The 18,063-nt window shown below is 38.1% G+C and carries 18 protein-coding genes; 10 read left to right on the plus strand and 8 right to left on the minus strand.

Annotated elements, in window-relative coordinates:
* Positions 1–53: 53 nt before the first annotated feature.
* Complete coding sequence (locus KKC46_02145; protein ID MBU1052612.1) at positions 54–1,049, minus strand: PhoH family protein; 996 nt, start codon at positions 1,047–1,049, stop codon at positions 54–56.
* Positions 1,050–1,700: 651 nt separating this feature from the next.
* Between KKC46_02145 and KKC46_02150 the strand changes: the two genes are divergently transcribed.
* Genes KKC46_02150 through hisF form a run of 4 tightly spaced genes read left to right on the plus strand, consistent with a single transcriptional unit; the run spans position 1,701 to position 4,484 of the window.
* Positions 1,701–2,258 carry a CvpA family protein gene (locus KKC46_02150; GenBank protein MBU1052613.1) on the plus strand — a complete coding sequence of 186 codons (558 nt, stop codon included), beginning with the start codon at positions 1,701–1,703 and terminating at the stop codon, positions 2,256–2,258.
* The gene (gene mazG / locus KKC46_02155; GenBank protein MBU1052614.1) at positions 2,210–3,025 is read left to right on the plus strand and encodes a nucleoside triphosphate pyrophosphohydrolase; all 816 of its coding nucleotides are present in this window, start codon (positions 2,210–2,212) and stop codon (positions 3,023–3,025) included. The genes KKC46_02150 and mazG overlap by 49 nt, the downstream gene beginning before the upstream one ends.
* 56 nt (positions 3,026–3,081) lie before the next feature.
* Positions 3,082–3,711, plus strand: coding sequence for an imidazole glycerol phosphate synthase subunit HisH (gene hisH / locus KKC46_02160; protein MBU1052615.1), 630 nt, complete (start codon positions 3,082–3,084; stop codon positions 3,709–3,711).
* Positions 3,705–4,484 carry an imidazole glycerol phosphate synthase subunit HisF gene (gene hisF / locus KKC46_02165; protein MBU1052616.1) on the plus strand — a complete coding sequence of 260 codons (780 nt, stop codon included), beginning with the start codon at positions 3,705–3,707 and terminating at the stop codon, positions 4,482–4,484. Before hisH ends, hisF begins: the two co-directional genes overlap by 7 nt.
* 17 nt (positions 4,485–4,501) lie before the next feature.
* Here the strand turns inward: hisF and KKC46_02170 are convergent, their stop codons facing one another.
* Positions 4,502–4,870 (minus strand): pyridoxamine 5'-phosphate oxidase family protein, encoded by a 369-nt coding sequence (locus KKC46_02170; GenBank protein MBU1052617.1) that lies wholly within the window; start codon positions 4,868–4,870, stop codon positions 4,502–4,504.
* Positions 4,871–5,126: 256 nt separating this feature from the next.
* On the opposite strand from KKC46_02170, the gene KKC46_02175 reads away from it, so the two are divergent.
* The 6 genes from KKC46_02175 to rmuC all read left to right on the plus strand — a co-directional run bounded on the left by KKC46_02175 (position 5,127) and on the right by rmuC (position 11,483).
* Positions 5,127–5,912, plus strand: a complete 786-nt coding sequence (locus KKC46_02175; GenBank protein ID MBU1052618.1) for an SDR family NAD(P)-dependent oxidoreductase — start codon at positions 5,127–5,129, stop codon at positions 5,910–5,912.
* Positions 5,913–6,610: 698 nt separating this feature from the next.
* Complete coding sequence (locus KKC46_02180; protein ID MBU1052619.1) at positions 6,611–8,323, plus strand: glutamine--tRNA ligase/YqeY domain fusion protein; 1,713 nt, start codon at positions 6,611–6,613, stop codon at positions 8,321–8,323.
* A gap of 154 nt (positions 8,324–8,477) precedes the next feature.
* Positions 8,478–8,915, plus strand: a complete 438-nt coding sequence (locus tag KKC46_02185; GenBank protein MBU1052620.1) for a hypothetical protein — start codon at positions 8,478–8,480, stop codon at positions 8,913–8,915.
* A 2-nt stretch (positions 8,916–8,917) separates the two neighbouring features.
* Complete coding sequence (locus tag KKC46_02190; protein MBU1052621.1) at positions 8,918–9,364, plus strand: phage holin family protein; 447 nt, start codon at positions 8,918–8,920, stop codon at positions 9,362–9,364.
* 162 nt (positions 9,365–9,526) lie between these two features.
* Positions 9,527–9,727 (plus strand): cold-shock protein, encoded by a 201-nt coding sequence (locus KKC46_02195; protein MBU1052622.1) that lies wholly within the window; start codon positions 9,527–9,529, stop codon positions 9,725–9,727.
* 412 nt (positions 9,728–10,139) lie between these two features.
* Entirely contained in the window at positions 10,140–11,483 is a 1,344-nt protein-coding gene (gene rmuC / locus KKC46_02200) for a DNA recombination protein RmuC (protein ID MBU1052623.1), read from the plus strand.
* Positions 11,484–11,608: 125 nt separating this feature from the next.
* Here rmuC and KKC46_02205 read toward each other — a convergent pair whose 3' ends face one another.
* The 6 genes from KKC46_02205 to KKC46_02230 all read right to left on the minus strand — a co-directional run bounded on the left by KKC46_02205 (position 11,609) and on the right by KKC46_02230 (position 17,657).
* Positions 11,609–12,031, minus strand: a complete 423-nt coding sequence (locus tag KKC46_02205; GenBank protein ID MBU1052624.1) for a Rieske 2Fe-2S domain-containing protein — start codon at positions 12,029–12,031, stop codon at positions 11,609–11,611.
* Positions 12,032–12,109: 78 nt separating this feature from the next.
* A complete protein-coding gene (locus KKC46_02210) occupies positions 12,110–12,538 on the minus strand; it encodes a thioesterase family protein (GenBank protein ID MBU1052625.1) in 429 nt (142 codons plus the stop codon).
* A gap of 459 nt (positions 12,539–12,997) precedes the next feature.
* Positions 12,998–13,579 (minus strand): transglutaminase family protein, encoded by a 582-nt coding sequence (locus tag KKC46_02215; protein MBU1052626.1) that lies wholly within the window; start codon positions 13,577–13,579, stop codon positions 12,998–13,000.
* Between the two features lie 346 nt (positions 13,580–13,925).
* Positions 13,926–14,642 carry a methyltransferase domain-containing protein gene (locus KKC46_02220; protein MBU1052627.1) on the minus strand — a complete coding sequence of 239 codons (717 nt, stop codon included), beginning with the start codon at positions 14,640–14,642 and terminating at the stop codon, positions 13,926–13,928.
* A gap of 601 nt (positions 14,643–15,243) precedes the next feature.
* Complete coding sequence (locus KKC46_02225) at positions 15,244–16,149, minus strand: hypothetical protein (GenBank protein MBU1052628.1); 906 nt, start codon at positions 16,147–16,149, stop codon at positions 15,244–15,246.
* Positions 16,150–16,154: 5 nt separating this feature from the next.
* The gene (locus KKC46_02230) at positions 16,155–17,657 is read right to left on the minus strand and encodes a TolC family protein (GenBank protein MBU1052629.1); all 1,503 of its coding nucleotides are present in this window, start codon (positions 17,655–17,657) and stop codon (positions 16,155–16,157) included.
* Positions 17,658–18,063 lie beyond the last annotated feature (406 nt).

Raw genomic sequence — 18,063 nt, forward strand, 5'->3', positions numbered from 1 at the left:
GAGTTCTTCAAAAGATTTTCTCTTTTTTTGATAAACTTTTGAAACTGGCTACTTTATTTTTGGTTTTCGGCTTTTCGTTTCTTTGCTTCAAGATTTTCATATGCTTCAATAATATCTTGTACAAGTTTATGCCTTACAACATCCGATTTTGAAAAGAAGACAAATTTAATTCCGTTAATTTTCTGCAAAATATTTTTGGATTCGACAAGACCGGATGTTTTGCCCATAGGCAGATCAATCTGGGTTATATCACCCGTAATAACTGCTTTTGAGCTGAACCCTATACGGGTAAGAAACATCTTCATCTGTTCCGAAGTAGTATTCTGGGCCTCATCAAGAATAATAAATGAGTCATTTAATGTTCTTCCCCGCATGAAGGCAAGCGGAGCAACTTCGATTACACCCTTTTCCATAAGATTTGCAACCTTTTCAAATCTCATCATATCATGAAGAGCATCATAAAGCGGTCTTAAATAGGGGTCAACTTTTTCAGCAAGATCTCCAGGCAAAAAACCAAGCGCTTCACCAGCTTCAACAGCTGGTCGCGTAAGTATAATTCTGCTCACCAAACCTTTCGAAAGAGCGGAAACTCCCATCGCCATCGCCAGATAAGTCTTGCCTGTACCTGCAGGTCCCACACCGAATACGATATCAAAATGACGCATGGCATCTATATATTCTTTTTGTGCCAGGCTTTTTGGAGTTATAGGTTGTTTCTTTGCTGTAATATATACCGTATCGAGAAAAATATCCTTTATCTTGATAGTATCATCTTTTGAAAGAAGCCTTATGGCATAATCGAAATCACTCGGATAAATCGGATAATTATCCTTAAGCAGTTCATAGAGTTGGGTCAATAAATTTTTAGCAAGATTTGAAGCAATTTTTTCACCTTCGATTGTAACTGCGCTTCCTCTTGTATGTATTCTTATAGCAACCGCATCAGCCACTTTCTGAAGATTAGAATTGTTTTCACCAAAAAGTTGTTTCGCAAGATTTATATCAGAAAAAGAAATTTTAGTAAGATTATCATCTACATCGATTTTCATAGATAAATTTTAAAACACCGTTTTATATAAAAAACATAATAAAAGAATAGCGTAATTTACTATCAAAAAAATTTACACCCATGCCTGATAAAACCACAAAGCATGAGTGCTTAACTTTATCCAAAGAAAATAGTCTTTTTATTTAGTTTTCCTTAATACCATAATTAAAAAGAATATTGCAAATAACAAATTATTGAACATGCAAAAAGTTATAATTTGGCCTGTAAAGTAAAAAACATGATTTCCAACTACATTAAAGCATTTATAGACAAAACTCTTTACAGAAACAGGCTAAGTATAATTTTACAGTTCAGACTTATGCAACCGGAAAAGAGCACTATTTTTATTAGAAATTTTATCAAATGCAATTAAGTAGTGCAAAAAACATTTAGCGTATAAGGTGGCAGATAAAACTTGACGGATTTAAAAATGTTTTATTATAATGCAGGCCTCATTTTAATTAAAATAGAATATATTTTATGCCTTAACTGCTACAATAATATATTTAAAATATTTCGAGTATAACACTTTAATATTATATAGAGCCACTTATATTTACTCCGTGCAGATTTATTAAAAATGATAAAACGCAACTTAAGCAATAGGGACTTGCGAAGCCGAAAATAATTATAAACGGCTAAAAGGGGGATTATGAATCTGTTTGATATCTTGGTAATTGTAATTTTATCTTACTGCCTTATTCGTGGTATTTTCAGAGGTGTTATAAAGGAAATTTCATCTCTGATAGGAGTGCTTGGAGGTTTTTACGCTGCCTATACCTATTATCCGGACGTCAGCAAATTCTTGCAAAATTGGGTTGCTAACCATAATTATTTAAATGTGTTAAGCTTTCTTCTGGTTTTTATTTTTGTTTTCTTAATAATCAGCATTCTTGGGGTCATAATAAAATATATTCTGAAGATAGTTTTTCTCGGGTGGGTTGATAGAATATTTGGAGCGCTTTTTGGAATATTGAAAGGCACACTAATCAGTTGCATACTGTTAATCGTATTTGTGTCTTTTCTTTCAGGCATCACAAATATAATTAATTCTTCGAAAACATCGCCTTTTCTTGTGATATTTTCCGATAAGATGATCATGGTGACACCAAAAGTCTTAAAAAATGAATACCAGACAAAAATAAAGGATATTAAAAAAGCTTGGGAAAAAAGCGGTCAAACAGAGAAGATCAAAACTTTGAAAACTTAATAAAGCTTATAGAAACTCTCAGAGGTACCAACGGATGTCCGTGGGATCAGAAGCAAACCCCTAAGACAATGGCCGTATATCTTTTGGAAGAAGTATATGAACTTGTTGATGCAATCGAATCGGAAAATTTTGATGAAATATGTGAAGAGCTTGGAGATGTATTATTCCATATTATTTTTATCGCAAGGCTTTTTGAAGAAAAAAAATCTTTTGGAATAGATGATGTTGTAAAGCAGATTACAGAAAAAATGGTACGCCGCCATCCACATGTGTTCGGACAAGAATCTGCCGAAGATTCATCCGTATTGAGAAATCGCTGGCATAAAATTAAAAAGAATGAAAAAAACCATGCAAAAATAGAGGCGACTCTGGATTCTGTACCCGGAAAACTTCCGGCACTGATGCGTGCATATAGAATTTCTGAAAGGGCTGCGCGAACCGGCTTCGATTGGGATAACATCAGCGATGTGATGAAAAAAGCAGAAGAAGAATGGCACGAATTCCAATGCGCTCTTAATGAAAATTCGGATGATAACAAAAAGGAAAATATTGCTCTTGAGTTTGGAGACATACTTTTTACCCTTGTAAATGTTGCGCGTTTTGCAGCAATCCATCCTGAAACTGCATTGAAAGAATCCATAAAAAAGTTTGAAACACGATTTAGAACTATGGAAAAAATGGCTACACAAAGTGGGCGGGATATTGACTCCTTATCCCGTAATGAATTCGATACAATGTGGGAAACCGTAAAAAGCAGTGAGGAGTAAAGCAGGGTACAAATTTAAAGTTTAAAAATACTTTTAATATTTATGATAATAAAAAAATGATAGCTATAATAGACTATGATGCAGGAAATCTGACCAGCGTGGCCAGTGCTGTGAATCACCTGGGATTTAAATGTATCATTACAAATGACACAAAAGAGATAGACAAAGCCGAACGCATTATATTCCCCGGCGTAGGTGCCGCAGGCTCTGCCATGGAAAGCATAAAGCGTCTTGGCCTTGATAAAGCTATTAAAAACGCCCTTTCATCCGCCAAACCCATTCTTGGCATATGCCTTGGCACTCAGATTATAATGAATTACAGTGAGGAAAATAACACTGAGTGTATAGGTATTATTGGCGGGAAAGTACTTGCTTTCAGATTTGATAAAAGACTGAAAAATGAAGCGGGTCTTAAGATACCTCATATGGGGTGGAACAGCATTATACTTAATAAAGACCACTTTGTTCTTTCCGATGTAAAAGACAATGATGAGTTCTATTTTGTTCATGGGTATTATCCGTCACCTGACGACAATTCCCATGTAATAGGAACAACAACTTATGGAATTTCATTTGCATCGATTATCGGGTATGAAAATATTATAGCCACCCAGTTTCATCCCGAAAAAAGCGGGAGACCCGGTCTTTCAATACTTAAAAATTTCTGTGTGTGGAAACCATGTTAAGCAAACGGATTATTCCCTGCCTTGATGTGCGTGAAGGCAAAACGACAAAAGGGATAAAATTTAAAAATAATGTCGATATAGGCGATCCTGTTGAGATGGCTCGTTATTATTACGAGGCAGGAGCTGATGAGATTGTCTTTTACGATATTACTGCTTCCAGTGAAAAGAGAAATATTATGATAGATGTTGTAAGGCGTGTTGCCGAAACAATATTTATTCCTTTTTCTGTTGGTGGCGGAATACGTAATCATGAGGATATGCGCAAAGTTCTTCTTGCAGGAGCTGAAAAAGTCAGTGTTAATTCAGCGGCCGTAAAGAATCCTGATATTATTTCAAAAGGAGCCGAAGCTTTTGGTAAACAGTGTATAGTGCTGGGAATGGATGTCAAATTTGTCGGAAAAAGCGCTAGTATTCCTTCCGGTTATGAAATAGTCATAAACGGCGGAAGAACTTTTATGGGAATTGATGCTCTTAAATGGGCTATAGAAGCCGAAAAGCTTGGTGCAGGAGAGATATGTCTGAATTCAATTGATGCAGACGGAACCCGTGAAGGATATGAGTTAAATCTCACATCACTTGTTTCGGAAAATGTTTCAATTCCTGTAATTGCTTCAGGCGGTGCAGGCAAACCGGAACATCTTTGTGATGTTTTAACAAAAGGAAAAGCTGATGCTGCATTAATAGCTTCTATGGTACATTACGGTACATATACTATTCCCGAAATCAAATCTTATCTTGATCAAAGAAATGTAAAAGTAAGAAATAGCTGGTAGGACAAGCACTATAGAAATTATTTACCATCCCCAATAAGAGGCAATTCATTTTCCAGGCTGAAAAATACCAGATATTTGCTTTCTTCTTTGGGGTATCTTTTTCTAAGTAATGATTTTAATAATTCGGTATCCTGTTCTTCACGGATCTTTTTCAAGTAAAGCCTTTTTCCTTTGTAACCCGGATCATCCTCGATAAAAAGGTAACTTGCATAAGGATTGGATTTAAGATTGTGGTGAGTAAGCCTGTCAAGCATGATAAAAGCGATTGTTCCATCTTCCAGAAAATGCGGACGCGAATATATGGCCGTATTCACCTTTCCATCTTTATCTGCGGTTGCAAACACACTGGTTCCATTTGTACTTTCAAAATATTCTTTGAGTTCCATGATATACCCCTTTTTTTATTCGATGAAATATAAATAGTTTGTTTTTCAGACGGCTTAAATGTTAATTATCTGTAAATGCGTTTCATCTTCTATTAAAATGATAATGGCGAAATAAAAAAGGTCAATCTAAAAATTTCTAAAAAATATTATTGATTACATATTTTATGAACTTTCACCATAAGGTTTATAAGTTATAGTAAAGCTGGATGCCGGATCGTAGTCCGGCATGACGGTGAGACTTGAGTGGAGGAAAAGTATGGGAAAACTTGATGGAAAAATTGCTGTTATTACCGGCGCAGGCCGTGGGATAGGAAAAGCTACGGCACAACTTTTTTCCAGAGAAGGTGCAGCGGTTGTAATAAATGATACCGATGAAACCGTAGCTGCAAAATCAGCTAAAGATATAGAAGATTCAGGTGGTAAGGCCATTTCTTGCATTGCTGATATCGTAAATCCCAAAGACGCTCAGAGGCTAATGGATACTACAGTTTCGAAATTCGGCGCGCTGAATATCCTTGTAAATTGCGCCGGTATCACTCGAGATGCCCCGATTCACAAAATGACCGATTTACAGTGGGATATGGCAATAGATGTAAATCTTAAAGGAACATTTAATTGTATCAGAGCAGCCGCTAAACATATGCGGACTAAAGGGCATAACGGCCGTATTATTAATATATCCTCAATATCCGGTGTAAAAGGTGCGGCTACCCAGGCAAATTATGCTTCCGCCAAGGGTGGAATCATTTCGCTGACCAAAGTGGTGGCGCATGAATGGGAACGATTTGGAATCACCTGCAACTGTATTGCTTACGGTCCCGTGGACACCCGGCTCACCAGAGCAAGGGAAGAGCAGGAAGAAGAAGTTGCCGGTGAGAAACTGGGAGTGCCGTTAAAAACACGCAATGATATGATGGAGCGGTACGACGGCAGAATTATGTCGCCGGAGGATGCGGCCCATCCAATCCTGTTTTTCGCCCTGGATGAATCCTGGTGCATAAACGGGAACTGTCTCCAGGCAGCTCTCGGCGGTTTTTCTTAGAAAAGCCTTATGAGCCAGTTTCAAAACGTCCCATTTTGGCCGATCTCTGCGTTGGGGGAAAATTTTAATCCTCGAAATACTCTATGTATTCCTGCGGTTAACATTTTCCACCGCCTTGAGCTTGACCAAACTGAAACGTTTTGGAAGTGGCTCTTATAAGCAAATTTTTAATTTTACTTAAAACGACATATTATATTATAGATGAACCAATGAGAATAACTATCAGTATTACCAATTAAAAGCTACTCCCAAGTTCTCTCTTTGAAAAGGATTTCTCACTAATTCCCCCTTAAAAAAGGGGGATTAAGGGGGTTGTAATGAAAATTATGTATAACCCAAAATTGAAGGCTCTATCACGAAAACTCAGGAAGCAAGGTGATTTATCTGAGGTTTTACTCTTGGAACAATTGAAAGGTAGAAAGATGAAGGGCTATCGAAGGATGGGTTGAAAGAAGTATATATACGGAACAACCCCCTACCCCCCCCTTTGTTAAGGGGGAATTAAAGCTGTGCTCCCTTTATTAAGAGTATTTAACTTTTAGGTGGCATATGCGGGTGCCCTGTTTAGAAACGCTTACACCATTGAATTTTGAGCTTTTTTAGTGTACTTTAAAATAATCGAAGATGTTTTATATTTGAAATAATGCAAATACAAACCTGAGGAAATAATGAGCAACGAAGATAACCATAATAAAAATATGAACAAAGCATCCGGTACGGTTTCGGCAGAACCTGTTGCCGCTCCGAATTTTATCCGAAATATTATTTCTAATGACCTTAGCTCCAATAAGAACAACGGCAGGGTTATGACAAGATTTCCACCTGAACCAAACGGCTATCTTCATATAGGGCATGCAAAATCAATCTGTTTAAATTTTGGTCTTGCCGGGGAATATAAAGGTCTTTGCAATCTTAGATTCGATGATACTAATCCTGCTAAAGAAGAGGTAGAATATGTGGATTCGATAAAAGAAGATGTAAAATGGCTGGGTTTTGACTGGGAAAACCGACTTTATTATGCATCGGATTATTTTGAAAAACTTTACGAATACGCACTAAATCTGATCAAAAAAGGCAAAGCCTATGTATGCAGCTTAAATGCGGAAGAAATAAGAAAATATCGTGGCACACTCACAGAGCCAGGCATCGAAAGCCCTTACAGAAGCCGTAGTATTGAAGAAAATACTGACTTGTTTGAAAGAATGAAAAATGGTGAATTTAAAAATGGATCGCATGTTCTTCGCGCCAGGATTGATATGTCGTCTCCTAATCTGAATATGCGTGATCCTGTGCTATACCGCATTTTACATGCCGATCATCACCGTACTGGCAGCAAGTGGAGTATTTATCCCATGTATGATTTTGCACATGGTCTTTCCGATTCTATTGAAGGCGTTACGCATTCGATATGCACCCTTGAATTTGAAGATCATCGCCCTCTTTATGACTGGATTCTTGATACACTGGATATCTTTCATCCGCAGCAGATCGAATTTGCCCGTCTTAACCTTAACTATACGGTATTGAGCAAAAGAAAACTTCTTGAACTTGTAGAAGGAGAATTTGTTTCCGGATGGGATGATCCGAGAATGCCTACAATCTCCGGTTTGAGAAGAAGAGGTTATACACCTGATGCTATCAGAAATTTTTGTGAGCGAATAGGGGTAGCAAAAAGCAACAGCATTGTCGATATGGCCCTGCTGGAATTTTGCATACGAGAAGATTTGAACAAACGTGCTCCTCGTGTTATGGGTGTAATAAATCCGTTAAAAATTGTTATTGATAACTATCCCGAAGATCTTGTAGAAGAATTTGATGCGATTAATAATCCGGAAGATTCTTCAATGGGTACCAGAAAGATTCCTTTTTCCCGTGAAATTTATATCGAGAAGGAAGATTTCAGGGAAGAACCGCCGAAAAAATTCTTTCGCCTTTCACCGGGGCGTGAGGTTCGCCTTAAGCAGGCATATTATATTACCTGTGTAGGTATTGACAAAGATGAAAACACAGGTGAAATAACACAGCTTCATTGCACTTACGATCCGAAAACAAAAGGCGGCTATTCGGATGATGGTAGAAAAGTCAAGGGTACATTGCACTGGGTTTCGGCTGCTCACTGCGTGGAAGCAAAAGTACGTTTGTATGACCGTCTGTTTGTGAAAGAAAATCCGGCTGATGGAAAAGACGGTAGTAATTTCAAAGATTTTATAAACCCAGGATCTCTTGAAATACTCAAATCGTGTAAAGTCGAACCCGGTCTTTTAAAGGCAACTCCGGGAAGTATCTGCCAGTTTGAAAGACTTGGTTATTTCTGTGTAGACAGCAAAGAATCATCAAAAGAGTTACTAGTATTTAACAGAACGGTCACACTTAGGGATTCATGGGCTAAAATTGAACAAAAACAAAAATAATTAGTGGGTGATTATATGGAAATAGCCAAAGTTGTAAAAAAATACAGTACAAATAATCAACCAAGTGATTTTCGCTATTGGCAGTCGAAATCATATGAAGAGCGATTGTATGCATTAGAACAAATAAGAAAAGAATACAACTTGTGGAGATATAATGCTGAGCAAGGATTTCAAAGAGTTCATAGAATTATTAAATACAAATAAAGTAAAATATCTGGTGGTTGGTGGATATGCCGTTGCTCTTCACGGTCATCCGCGTTATACTAAGGACATTGATATCTGGATTGAACTATCTCCTGATAATGCTGCCAGAATTTTAAGAGCGCTTGAGAACTTTGGCTTTGGCTCGCTTAATCTCAAACCGGAGGATTTTCTTGAAAAAGATCAAATTATACAATTGGGATATCCTCCGAATCGTATTGATTTATTAACTACCTTAACGGATTTAAATTTTGAAGATTGCTACAATGCAAAAGTCCAAATTTTACTTGGAGATGTGGAAATTAATTTTATTGATATCGAAAATTTAAAGAAAAATAAGCGTGCTACCGGTCGATTACAGGATATGGCTGATGTGGAGAATTTAGAATAAAAATGTATCAGATTATAATTAAATGGTTAGTGCTTACCGCAGCAATAATAGTTACTTCTTATTTAACCAGAGGTATAGCTGTTGATGGTATTTCAACGGCTTTTTTTGCCGCTGCGGTTCTGGGAATCTTAAATGTTTTTTTAAGACCTATCGCTTTAGTATTAACACTTCCGATTAATATTGTAAGTTTAGGCTTATTCACTTTTGTTATAAACGCTTTTATGTTGATTTTAACATCAAAACTTATACCCGGCTTTCATGTTAAAGGGTTTTTTGCCGCAATAATCGGTTCATTGTTTATCAGTTTTGTCAGTTGGATTATTAATCTTTTTGCCGAAGAAAAAGTGACAATTATAAATAAAAAAACCCATGTAGAAACCAGGGTAAAAAATAATACGGACTCAGAATATATAGATTTAAACGACAAAGGTGACGGCAAATGGGAATAAAAATATTTGTAAAATAAAAAACTATATTTTTGCTTGACCTTTAATAATATGTATTTTAAATAAACACGTAGCTATTGTTTATCTGCTGTTACTTCAGCGCCATGCAAAGGTTTTGAGATCTTTGACATGAAACAAAAACCGTTTTTTAAAAGGAGATTTATTTTGGCGACAGGTATTGTAAAATGGTTCAACGATAAAAAGGGGTTTGGTTTTATCGAAAAGGAAGAGGGCGGGGATGTTTTTGTTCATCATTCAGCGATTACAATGTCAGGTTTCAGAACTCTTGCTGAGGGTGACCGGGTTAGCTTTGATGTAGAAGAGGGCAAACAAGGTCCTGCAGCAAAGAACGTGGAAAAAATCTAATTTTCAGTCATCTTAAAAAGGCATCTTAAATATTTATTATCTGTTAGGCCTATAGCAGGTATAAAAATAAATCTCATAGACGGATAATTCAAGCGTATAAATCTGATCGGTTCTTTGTTCGATCAGCCTGCAATTATACATGCTTGATCTCTCCCCTTGTGCCTTCTGAAGAAAAAAAGTGGGTATCTATCCGTTAAGGGAGAAGTGTTTGCTTTAATATATTTTATTTTTATAAATACTTAACGATGCCTTTTTTTGCCCAAATGTCAGCTATTTATATTTTCCCATCGTTTTTGTTTTTCCTAAAATGTGTTATTTTCTTATTCAAGCATGACGCAACTTATTGTAATCAATTCACATAAAAATTCCTTGTCATATAGACGAGTTAGGTTCAGTTAATTTTGGGGAAAACATGACCGATATACTGCTTATTCTGGTTTGCCTGCTTGGTATCTTATCTTTAATTCTTATTATTCTCATTTTAAAACGCAAGCCGGAAGATATACAAATAAAGCTTAAAAATAATTTTGAAGAACTTGAAAAACATGTGGCAAATATTGAAAGCATCGTAAAAAAAGAATTTTTCGAAAACCGTAAAGAATTTTTCGACAATTCTAAATCTGCCCGTGAAGAACAGGGCGCTTCATTGAAGGACTTTGGCGATTCACTATCAAAACGAATAGCCGAAATAGCAGGCATGCAGAAAAACCAGCTTGATACCTTTTCAAAACAACTTCTTGATATGACAAGATTAAACGAGGAAAAGCTTGAGTCTATGCGGCTTACAATGGAATCACGCTTAAGTACCATGCAGGAAGAAAACAGTAAAAAGCTTGAACTAATGCGAGCCACCGTTGACGAAAAACTTCATAATACTCTTGAAACACGCCTTGGAGAATCCTTCAAGCAGGTTAGCGAGCGCCTTGAACAGGTTTACAAAGGCCTTGGAGAAATGAGAAGTCTTGCAACCGGTGTTGGTGATTTAAAAAAGGTGCTCACAAATGTTAAAACCCGCGGAACCTGGGGAGAAATTCAGCTTGGCGCACTTCTCGAGCAAATTCTTTCACCCGAACAGTACGAAGCAAATGTTGCAACTAAAAAAGACAGCCGGGAAAGAGTGGAATTTGCCATAAAACTTCCAGGCCAAGACCCTACAGGACACCATGTTGTCTGGATGCCTATAGATGCAAAATTTCCGCTGGAAGATTATCAGCGTCTTCTTGATGCTCAGGATGCCGCCGATAAAGATCTTGTCGAAAGATCTCTTAAAAATCTTGAAATAAGAATAAAGGCCGAAGCAAAAGATATAAGAGATAAATATTTATGCCCTCCCGATACAACCGATTTCGCCCTTATGTTTATTCCTACAGAAGGCCTGTATGCTGAGATAATCCGGCGACCCGGGCTATGTGATATCTTACAGCGGGAGTATAGAATTGTGGTTACAGGGCCCACGACCCTTGCTGCTTTATTAAACAGTCTGCAGATGGGATTTAAAACTCTTGCGATTGAAAAACGTTCAAGTGAGATCTGGCAGCTTTTGGGAGCCGTTAAATCCGAGTTCAGAAAATTCGGTGATGTTCTGGCAAAAACCAAAAAGAAGCTTGATGAAGCTTCAAAAACCATTGAAAGCGCCGAAACAAGAACCCGCGCCATTGAGCGCAGCCTTAGGTCAGTACAGGAAACCCCTTCACCGTCTTCGGAATTGCCTGGATGCGAAACAAATGAAGGATCTATAGAAGTAGTAAGCGACTAAGTACTCCATTTCATAATTTTGGTGCCATATCGACCATGAGACTGTGGCATAATAGTCTCATGGTCAAAATGAAAAATACGTAACCGAATTTATGAAACTCTGCTAAAGCTCCGATAAAGTAACTGTCAGCTTATTGCTGCCGTTAATTTATCTCCGTCCACATTGGCAGTATATTGTGTTACCGGATGAGGAGCAGGACCATAAATTTTATTTCCGCTAAAATCATATGTGGACTTGCTTACGCTGCAACATTGAACAGTATTTGTCCCAGGAACAGGATCAAGGCGGCGGTGTCCTACATGCGAGCAGCGGTTCTTGAAAACATGATATTTTTTGTCTTCTCCAAGAAATACAAGTATTCGTACCGGAAGGTCTTTTCCTTCCAGACGCACAGCACCGCCAGGTTGTTTAAGCTCAGGAGCTTTATTTAAGTCAAGAGTAAGTTTGCCGCCGGAATAGCTCCAGCAAGTTGAGTCTTTGGGCTCAGATGTTACAGGACGGCCCAGCATACGTTGGAAGAAACTTCTTTTCAAAATTTTGACATCCATATTTTTTCTCCTTTAACCCCGATTTGCTTTGATGTTTAGACGATAAGGTAACAGTATAAATTTATTGTTTCCAATGAATCATTTGCTTTTTTTCGCAATTTTTTCTTTAATCCCGGAATCAAATTTTTCTTTGTTGATTATAAATCTCTCATGTTTTCCTTTTGCTATCATATCTATATCATCATACGCCTCTACTTCAAAAACCAAGCGTCGTCTGTCGACCTCGATAAGTTTTACTTTCGCTGTTGCTTCAAATCCTGCCGGAGTTGCAGCAGTATGCTTTAAATCAAAATGCGTACCCACAGTCTGTTCAGCCGGCCAGTCAAGATAAGGATTTAAGGCCTTAATACATGCCCACTCTAAAAACCCAACCAGAAATCCTGTGGCAAATACTTCCGGCATTTGCTGGAATTCTTCAGATTCAGGATAAAGAGCCGGGACAAGCTTTGATTTTGAAATTTGGAATTTAAATTCGTATTCAATTCCGGGTTTCAGTGTATCTTTCATTTACAGTCTCCAGTTTATTACTTTTGTTGAACATAATCAGGATATAATGGAAACATTTAACCCCGCTTTACCTGCAAAACCTTTATGAGGGTAACTTGCCGGAGAAATCGGGTTAATTATAAGATACTGAAGTATCTGTTTTTCGAATAGTTATATCTTTACAGCAATTTTTCTTTAAAATCAAATATGTTTACATTCAAAAAAGCACCGTTTACCAAGTTGCAGTATTTTTATTCTTTTTTTTGGTTCATGTCTCGATTTCTAAAGCTTTCCATGTTCTGTGAGCACTGGGTCTAATTTCCTGCAAGTGAAAATCATAGAAACATTCGTTTCACTTTCTCCGTGTCGCTGCAAAAACATCTTTCCCTTTCCCATTTAAGTCGAATACCCGAAACCAGCCGTTAAAGACTGCAAATAAAACTACTCTCAGCATTAATTCGTTGGTTGCATTTTGTGGTTCTATGACTTTTTTATCATGGCAATATCCGGGAGATTTGCAAAAACTTGTGCCCATCCGTTGGACCGAGTAAGACAATCCAAAACGATTGGGACAGGATCTGGCCAGATCTCATAAAAATCAAACTCCCCGTCAGCTTGCGGATAAAAGGCCAACATCTCCTTAGGCGGGCAGAATTGAGCATCAACACCGGGTTTGTTCCCTCTGGCATCAATTCTATACCAACCTAATTCAGGCAGGTGCACAGCATTCAAGCCGTGTAGAGTAAAACCGTTACCATCGTCGCGGCTAAGGCGTTGGTAACATAAACCGGCAGGAATACTGTTGGCACGTAGTAATGCGGCAAGAAGATGGCTTTTTGCAAAACACCATCCCGTGCCTTCAATCATAACCTCCGATGCCAGGCAAGTAGTGATATTAGCCTCGTAATCACCACTATGCTGGATATGGTCGCGTACCCACTCAAAACAAATCCTTGCGATTTCTATAGGACTTGAAGTGTCCGCCGAAAGAGCCTTGGCATGGTTAAGAATCACCGGTATCTGCCAATCAATTATATCAGTCGGTCTAAGGTACATCTCCATATCTTAATCCTACTCAGAAAGTATTTCTTACCTGACGGCGTGAAGCATATCAGAACATTGGTCGGGTAAAGAAAGTGGTTTTCTTTTGATGTATTATTCGAATACTGGTTGCATAAAGCTACGTTCAATGCTTTTAATGCAACGAATCTCTTCTTTAAATTTAAATGCCTTTTGGCAATCTTCTTCCTGAGATATTTTCATTCTGTACTCAAGTAGCATGTAACCATTGCATCCATTTACAGTTCATTTTGAAAAGATACCGGTGCTTTTGAGCGGGTGCGGCTTTTTGCTTCTTTTCCCTCCGTTTTAGTTAGATTTTTATGTCCAAAAAATCAGGGGATGCACATTACTTTTCAGCACATAATACCTTCATCCAGTTAAAAGATTTTACCGGCAAAACAGTAATATTTTTAAATCCTGCATTCTTACATAGTTGAGACCACATTTCAAAATTTATGCAATATTCGCCATCATTTGAAATATGCTTTTTCCCATTATTATACATCCTTATAAATGCATCTGCACCACCATCTTGAAGTGCTAATGATAATTCTTCTTTTAAATAGTCCAGTATATGCCTTAACCTTTTAATATCAACTAATTCACCGCTTGTATCGACATCCAAATCTCCTATTACAAATCTCCCATTTGGTTTCAATAGTTTGTAAATTTTATTTAAGGCCTGTTGCTTATCTTTGACATGATGCAATGTTACAGTGGAAGCAATTATTTCAAATGTGGAATCTTCAAACTCTAAAGTTGCGGCGTCTCCCAGTTTGGTCTTTACTCGGCTGGAAAGATTTAGTGTGTCAATTTTCTCTTTCCAGATGTTAAGCATATCTTCTGACAGATCAATCCCATTTATTGTACATTTCGCTGCTTCAAGGAATTTTAAACTCAGGAGGCCTGTACCGCATCCAACATCAAGAATGCGTTCCCCATCTTTTACATTTGACATTTCTACAGCAAGATCAAGCATCTCATGATGTCTCTTGAGTTTGCCCAAAGTTTGATCATAATCATTTGACCATTCTTTAAACCATTTTTGCGTTGATTTGGTCATATTGTCTCCTTATGTCAAGCAAAAACGTGTAAAATATAATTCAAATATAATCAGTTGTTTATATTCTTCGCCAAATTGAGAGAACAGCTCTATTGCTGTACTTTTGGTAATGCGCATTTTGCTTCCGGCGGTTCTCTCATGCGGCGAACTCTTTATCTAATCGTTACGTTTATCCGGCATCCCAACTATTAGCTGACCGCCACATCATTCCTTATCCAGATTAAAGAATTCAGAGAGAAGCCCTTAAATTGTCCCTCCCGGAGTTGTTTCGCTCCAACGCCCATCCACGGGCTTTCTCGCCGAAAATGCTCAAAGCAGTATTTGCTTTGATGTAATTAAAGTTTATATCTGTTTGATGCTAATCTGTATCCGTTTTTAAACGGCTTGAATCAAACGGTTTATTGTTTTTAAGCATAGTCCATGCAATCACTAATAACCTGGCTGCCAATTTTACCCGCATTTTTGTCCGGATACCCCGTTCCTTTTGACGGCCTTCCAACATGTTATAAAAAACAGTTTCTTGAGTTTGCCCCGGATTGTCAACTTGATTATATTTTGTCTATACCATGTACTGAACACGGGCTCTATTATCAAACTTGATTTAATACAATAACCGGTAAATTGCCTTCAGGCCTGCAATGTCAGTTACTTCGTAAAGGCCGTTGTTAGTGCCGAATATAAGGCCTTTTTTTTGCAGGCTTTTCAGCGAATCTGTAATTGCCTTTAAATTATCCGGCTCATTTGCTCTAACTGTATCTTCAATATCAATGCTTCCCCACAGGCAAATCCTGTCTCCATATTCTTCCTGTAGTTTGGCAGTATCCATGCCGCATCGTTTTTCTATACATTGCATGCCATCAAAATTTAGATCAATCAGGTCGGGAATAATTTCCTGATAGTCGCCGTCTGAATGAAAGAAAGCAAAAAGGCCCAGGCGCTTGATTTCTTCAACTTGTCTTGCAAGAGAAGGAAAAAAATATTCCCGGAGAATTTTTGGATTTACTAAAAGCCCTTTGGCATATGCAACATCGTCAGCAAGTATAATACCGTCAATACCCTTTTGTGCAACTTCTTTAAACATTGAAACATTTAGCTTTTCCACTTCATCAATAAATTCCAGAAGAGTTTGAGGCGATTTTCTTATAATTTTTAAAAAATCCGCCCATCCGTGTATCTTCATGCCTGTTTCCAACGCACCGTTAATAAGAGCAAAAGTAAACAGAGAAGTGTTGTTGCACCATTTGTCAATATCTGGCCAGTCTGAATCACCCTGGCTTGGAAGCTTTTCTTTTCCGTATTTAAAAACAGGTGAAACAGTAATAATATCGAGTCCGATTTGATTGGCAAATAAAAGTCTTTCATCAAAACCGACATTGGTGCAATTTAATTCGCGGCTTATTACAGCATCTGCTATGCAAAGTTCGCCTCTTGGAATTCTGTCTGTTGCTTCATGACGGATTGTTTTTTGCACTCTTTGGCAAGAGTTGTAAGATAAATTTTGTTCCATAAATATTATTTCCTTTGCTCTTTTAATAGCGTAACAGTTTCTTTGCCGGGGACAGAAATGCCTTTGCGTTCGAGCAGTGAACCATCCAGCCGGTATAGGTCGACCAGTGCCTGAAGGTAGTTTGCAAGAGCCCTGACTTCTGCTATCCTGCTTGCCAAAAGATCCCGCTGAGCCTGAGCGACAAGAAAGCTGGTTGATTTTCCTACTCTAAGTTTTTCGGTTTCGATACGATGTTTTTCCTCATTAAATCTACGTGTAGCCGTAGATGCGGCGATCTGTTTTTTGCTGCGTTTGACTTCAATGTATGCTGTGTGTACATCAACTTCAACAAGCTGTGAAAGGTTTTCAAGCGCTTTTCCTGACTGCTCACGGCCTATCAACGCTCGCTGGTGCTGAGCCTTTGCATCCCGGTTAAACAGGGGATAATTGAATCGAATGCCTGCAAGGGCGTCATAGCTGTCTTTATCAAGACTGCTAATGGATTTGCCGAATGAATTTGCGTAACCGCTTTTACCAAGTGTTACAAAAAGATCCATTAGTGGAAGCAACCCGTTTTTAGTTTGGACAAGATCTAAATCACCGCGCAGAATTTTTAACCTGGCTTCGTTTAAAATTGGACTCATACGCATTGACACGGCTACATGAAGCTCAATATTTTCAAGTTTGATATCAGGCAGGGTTGGCTGATAGATTAGATTGATTTCCCGCGTCCACAGACCGGGGCCCGCAGGATTCAGTAGTCGCAGCAGTTTTAAACGGGTAGTTTCTTTATTGCTTCCGGCATCAATCAGTGCCTGTTCTTGTCCGGCAACCTCGGCTTGAACAGCTGCTAATTCAGACTTGGCCAATCGGCCGACCTCGATCAGTTCTTTTGTTTCATTTAGCTGCTGACGGGCCACCTTAAGGGATTCTTCAACAATCTCGATCTGACGTCCGGCAAGTGCATAATCCCAAAAGGTTTGTTCCACTTCAGCTATCAGAGATTCTGTAAAACCTCTCAATTCGTATTCGGACATGCGCGTATCAAGGCGAGCCTGTTGCAATCGGGCGAGGTTGACATCCGTTCCGTAACCTTTGAGAAGTGCCTGAGTAATTGTCATCCCTAAACGGGTTGAGTAAAAGTTGTCCTGATACAAGGTGGAAGCCGTCCGTTGCGTACTTCCCTCTATGGCAACTGTTGTGCCGGTAGAAAAAAACTTTTCAAGAGAAATAACACCGTCTGTAGTATCTCTGGTGAAACTCTCGGTTTCAGAACCGGATCTTGCAAGGCGTTCTGCTTCCTCTCTTCCGATAGAAAGTTCTGCATTTGTTTCCGGATCGAACACAGCTTTTTCCTGATCTTCAAAAGTACTTTTAATCGAAGGATTCAATCTTTCCACTACGAGTGAACGGTTGTTTTCAAGTGAAAGTAAAATAGCCTCGGTGAGGGTGATTTTTAAGGAAGAAGACAGTACTGTTTGCAATGTAATTTCTTCCCGTTTTCCAATGGGTTCGGGTTGAACATACATTGATGTATCGTACTGTACATCCGTTTCTTCTGCTGCTTGTGCAATCCATTTTTCAAACAGGGCAAAATTTGCAGATGTCAGCAGTAATCCGCTGAGTGCAAGAATTTTAAAAATATGGCGCAAGAAATTCCAGCCTTTCTGAATATGAATTTGGTACTTTTATTAAACGATATCAAACATATTATCATATAAAATTTTTAAAACACTAAAACAACAAAATTATTTTGCATATGCTATATATAATATTTGAAGGGTTACAATAGTTGATAAACCATAAAGTAATCAGTCCCAAGCAATTTTGGTTGCAATATTTACCCCGAAAGTGCAAAATCCTATATAACATAAATACCATAAATTAGAGCCACTTTCAAAACGTTTCAGTTTGGTCAAGGTCAAGGCGGGGGAA

This window comes from Pseudomonadota bacterium (assembly GCA_018817425.1).
Classification (GTDB): Bacteria; Desulfobacterota; Desulfobacteria; order Desulfobacterales; family RPRI01; genus RPRI01.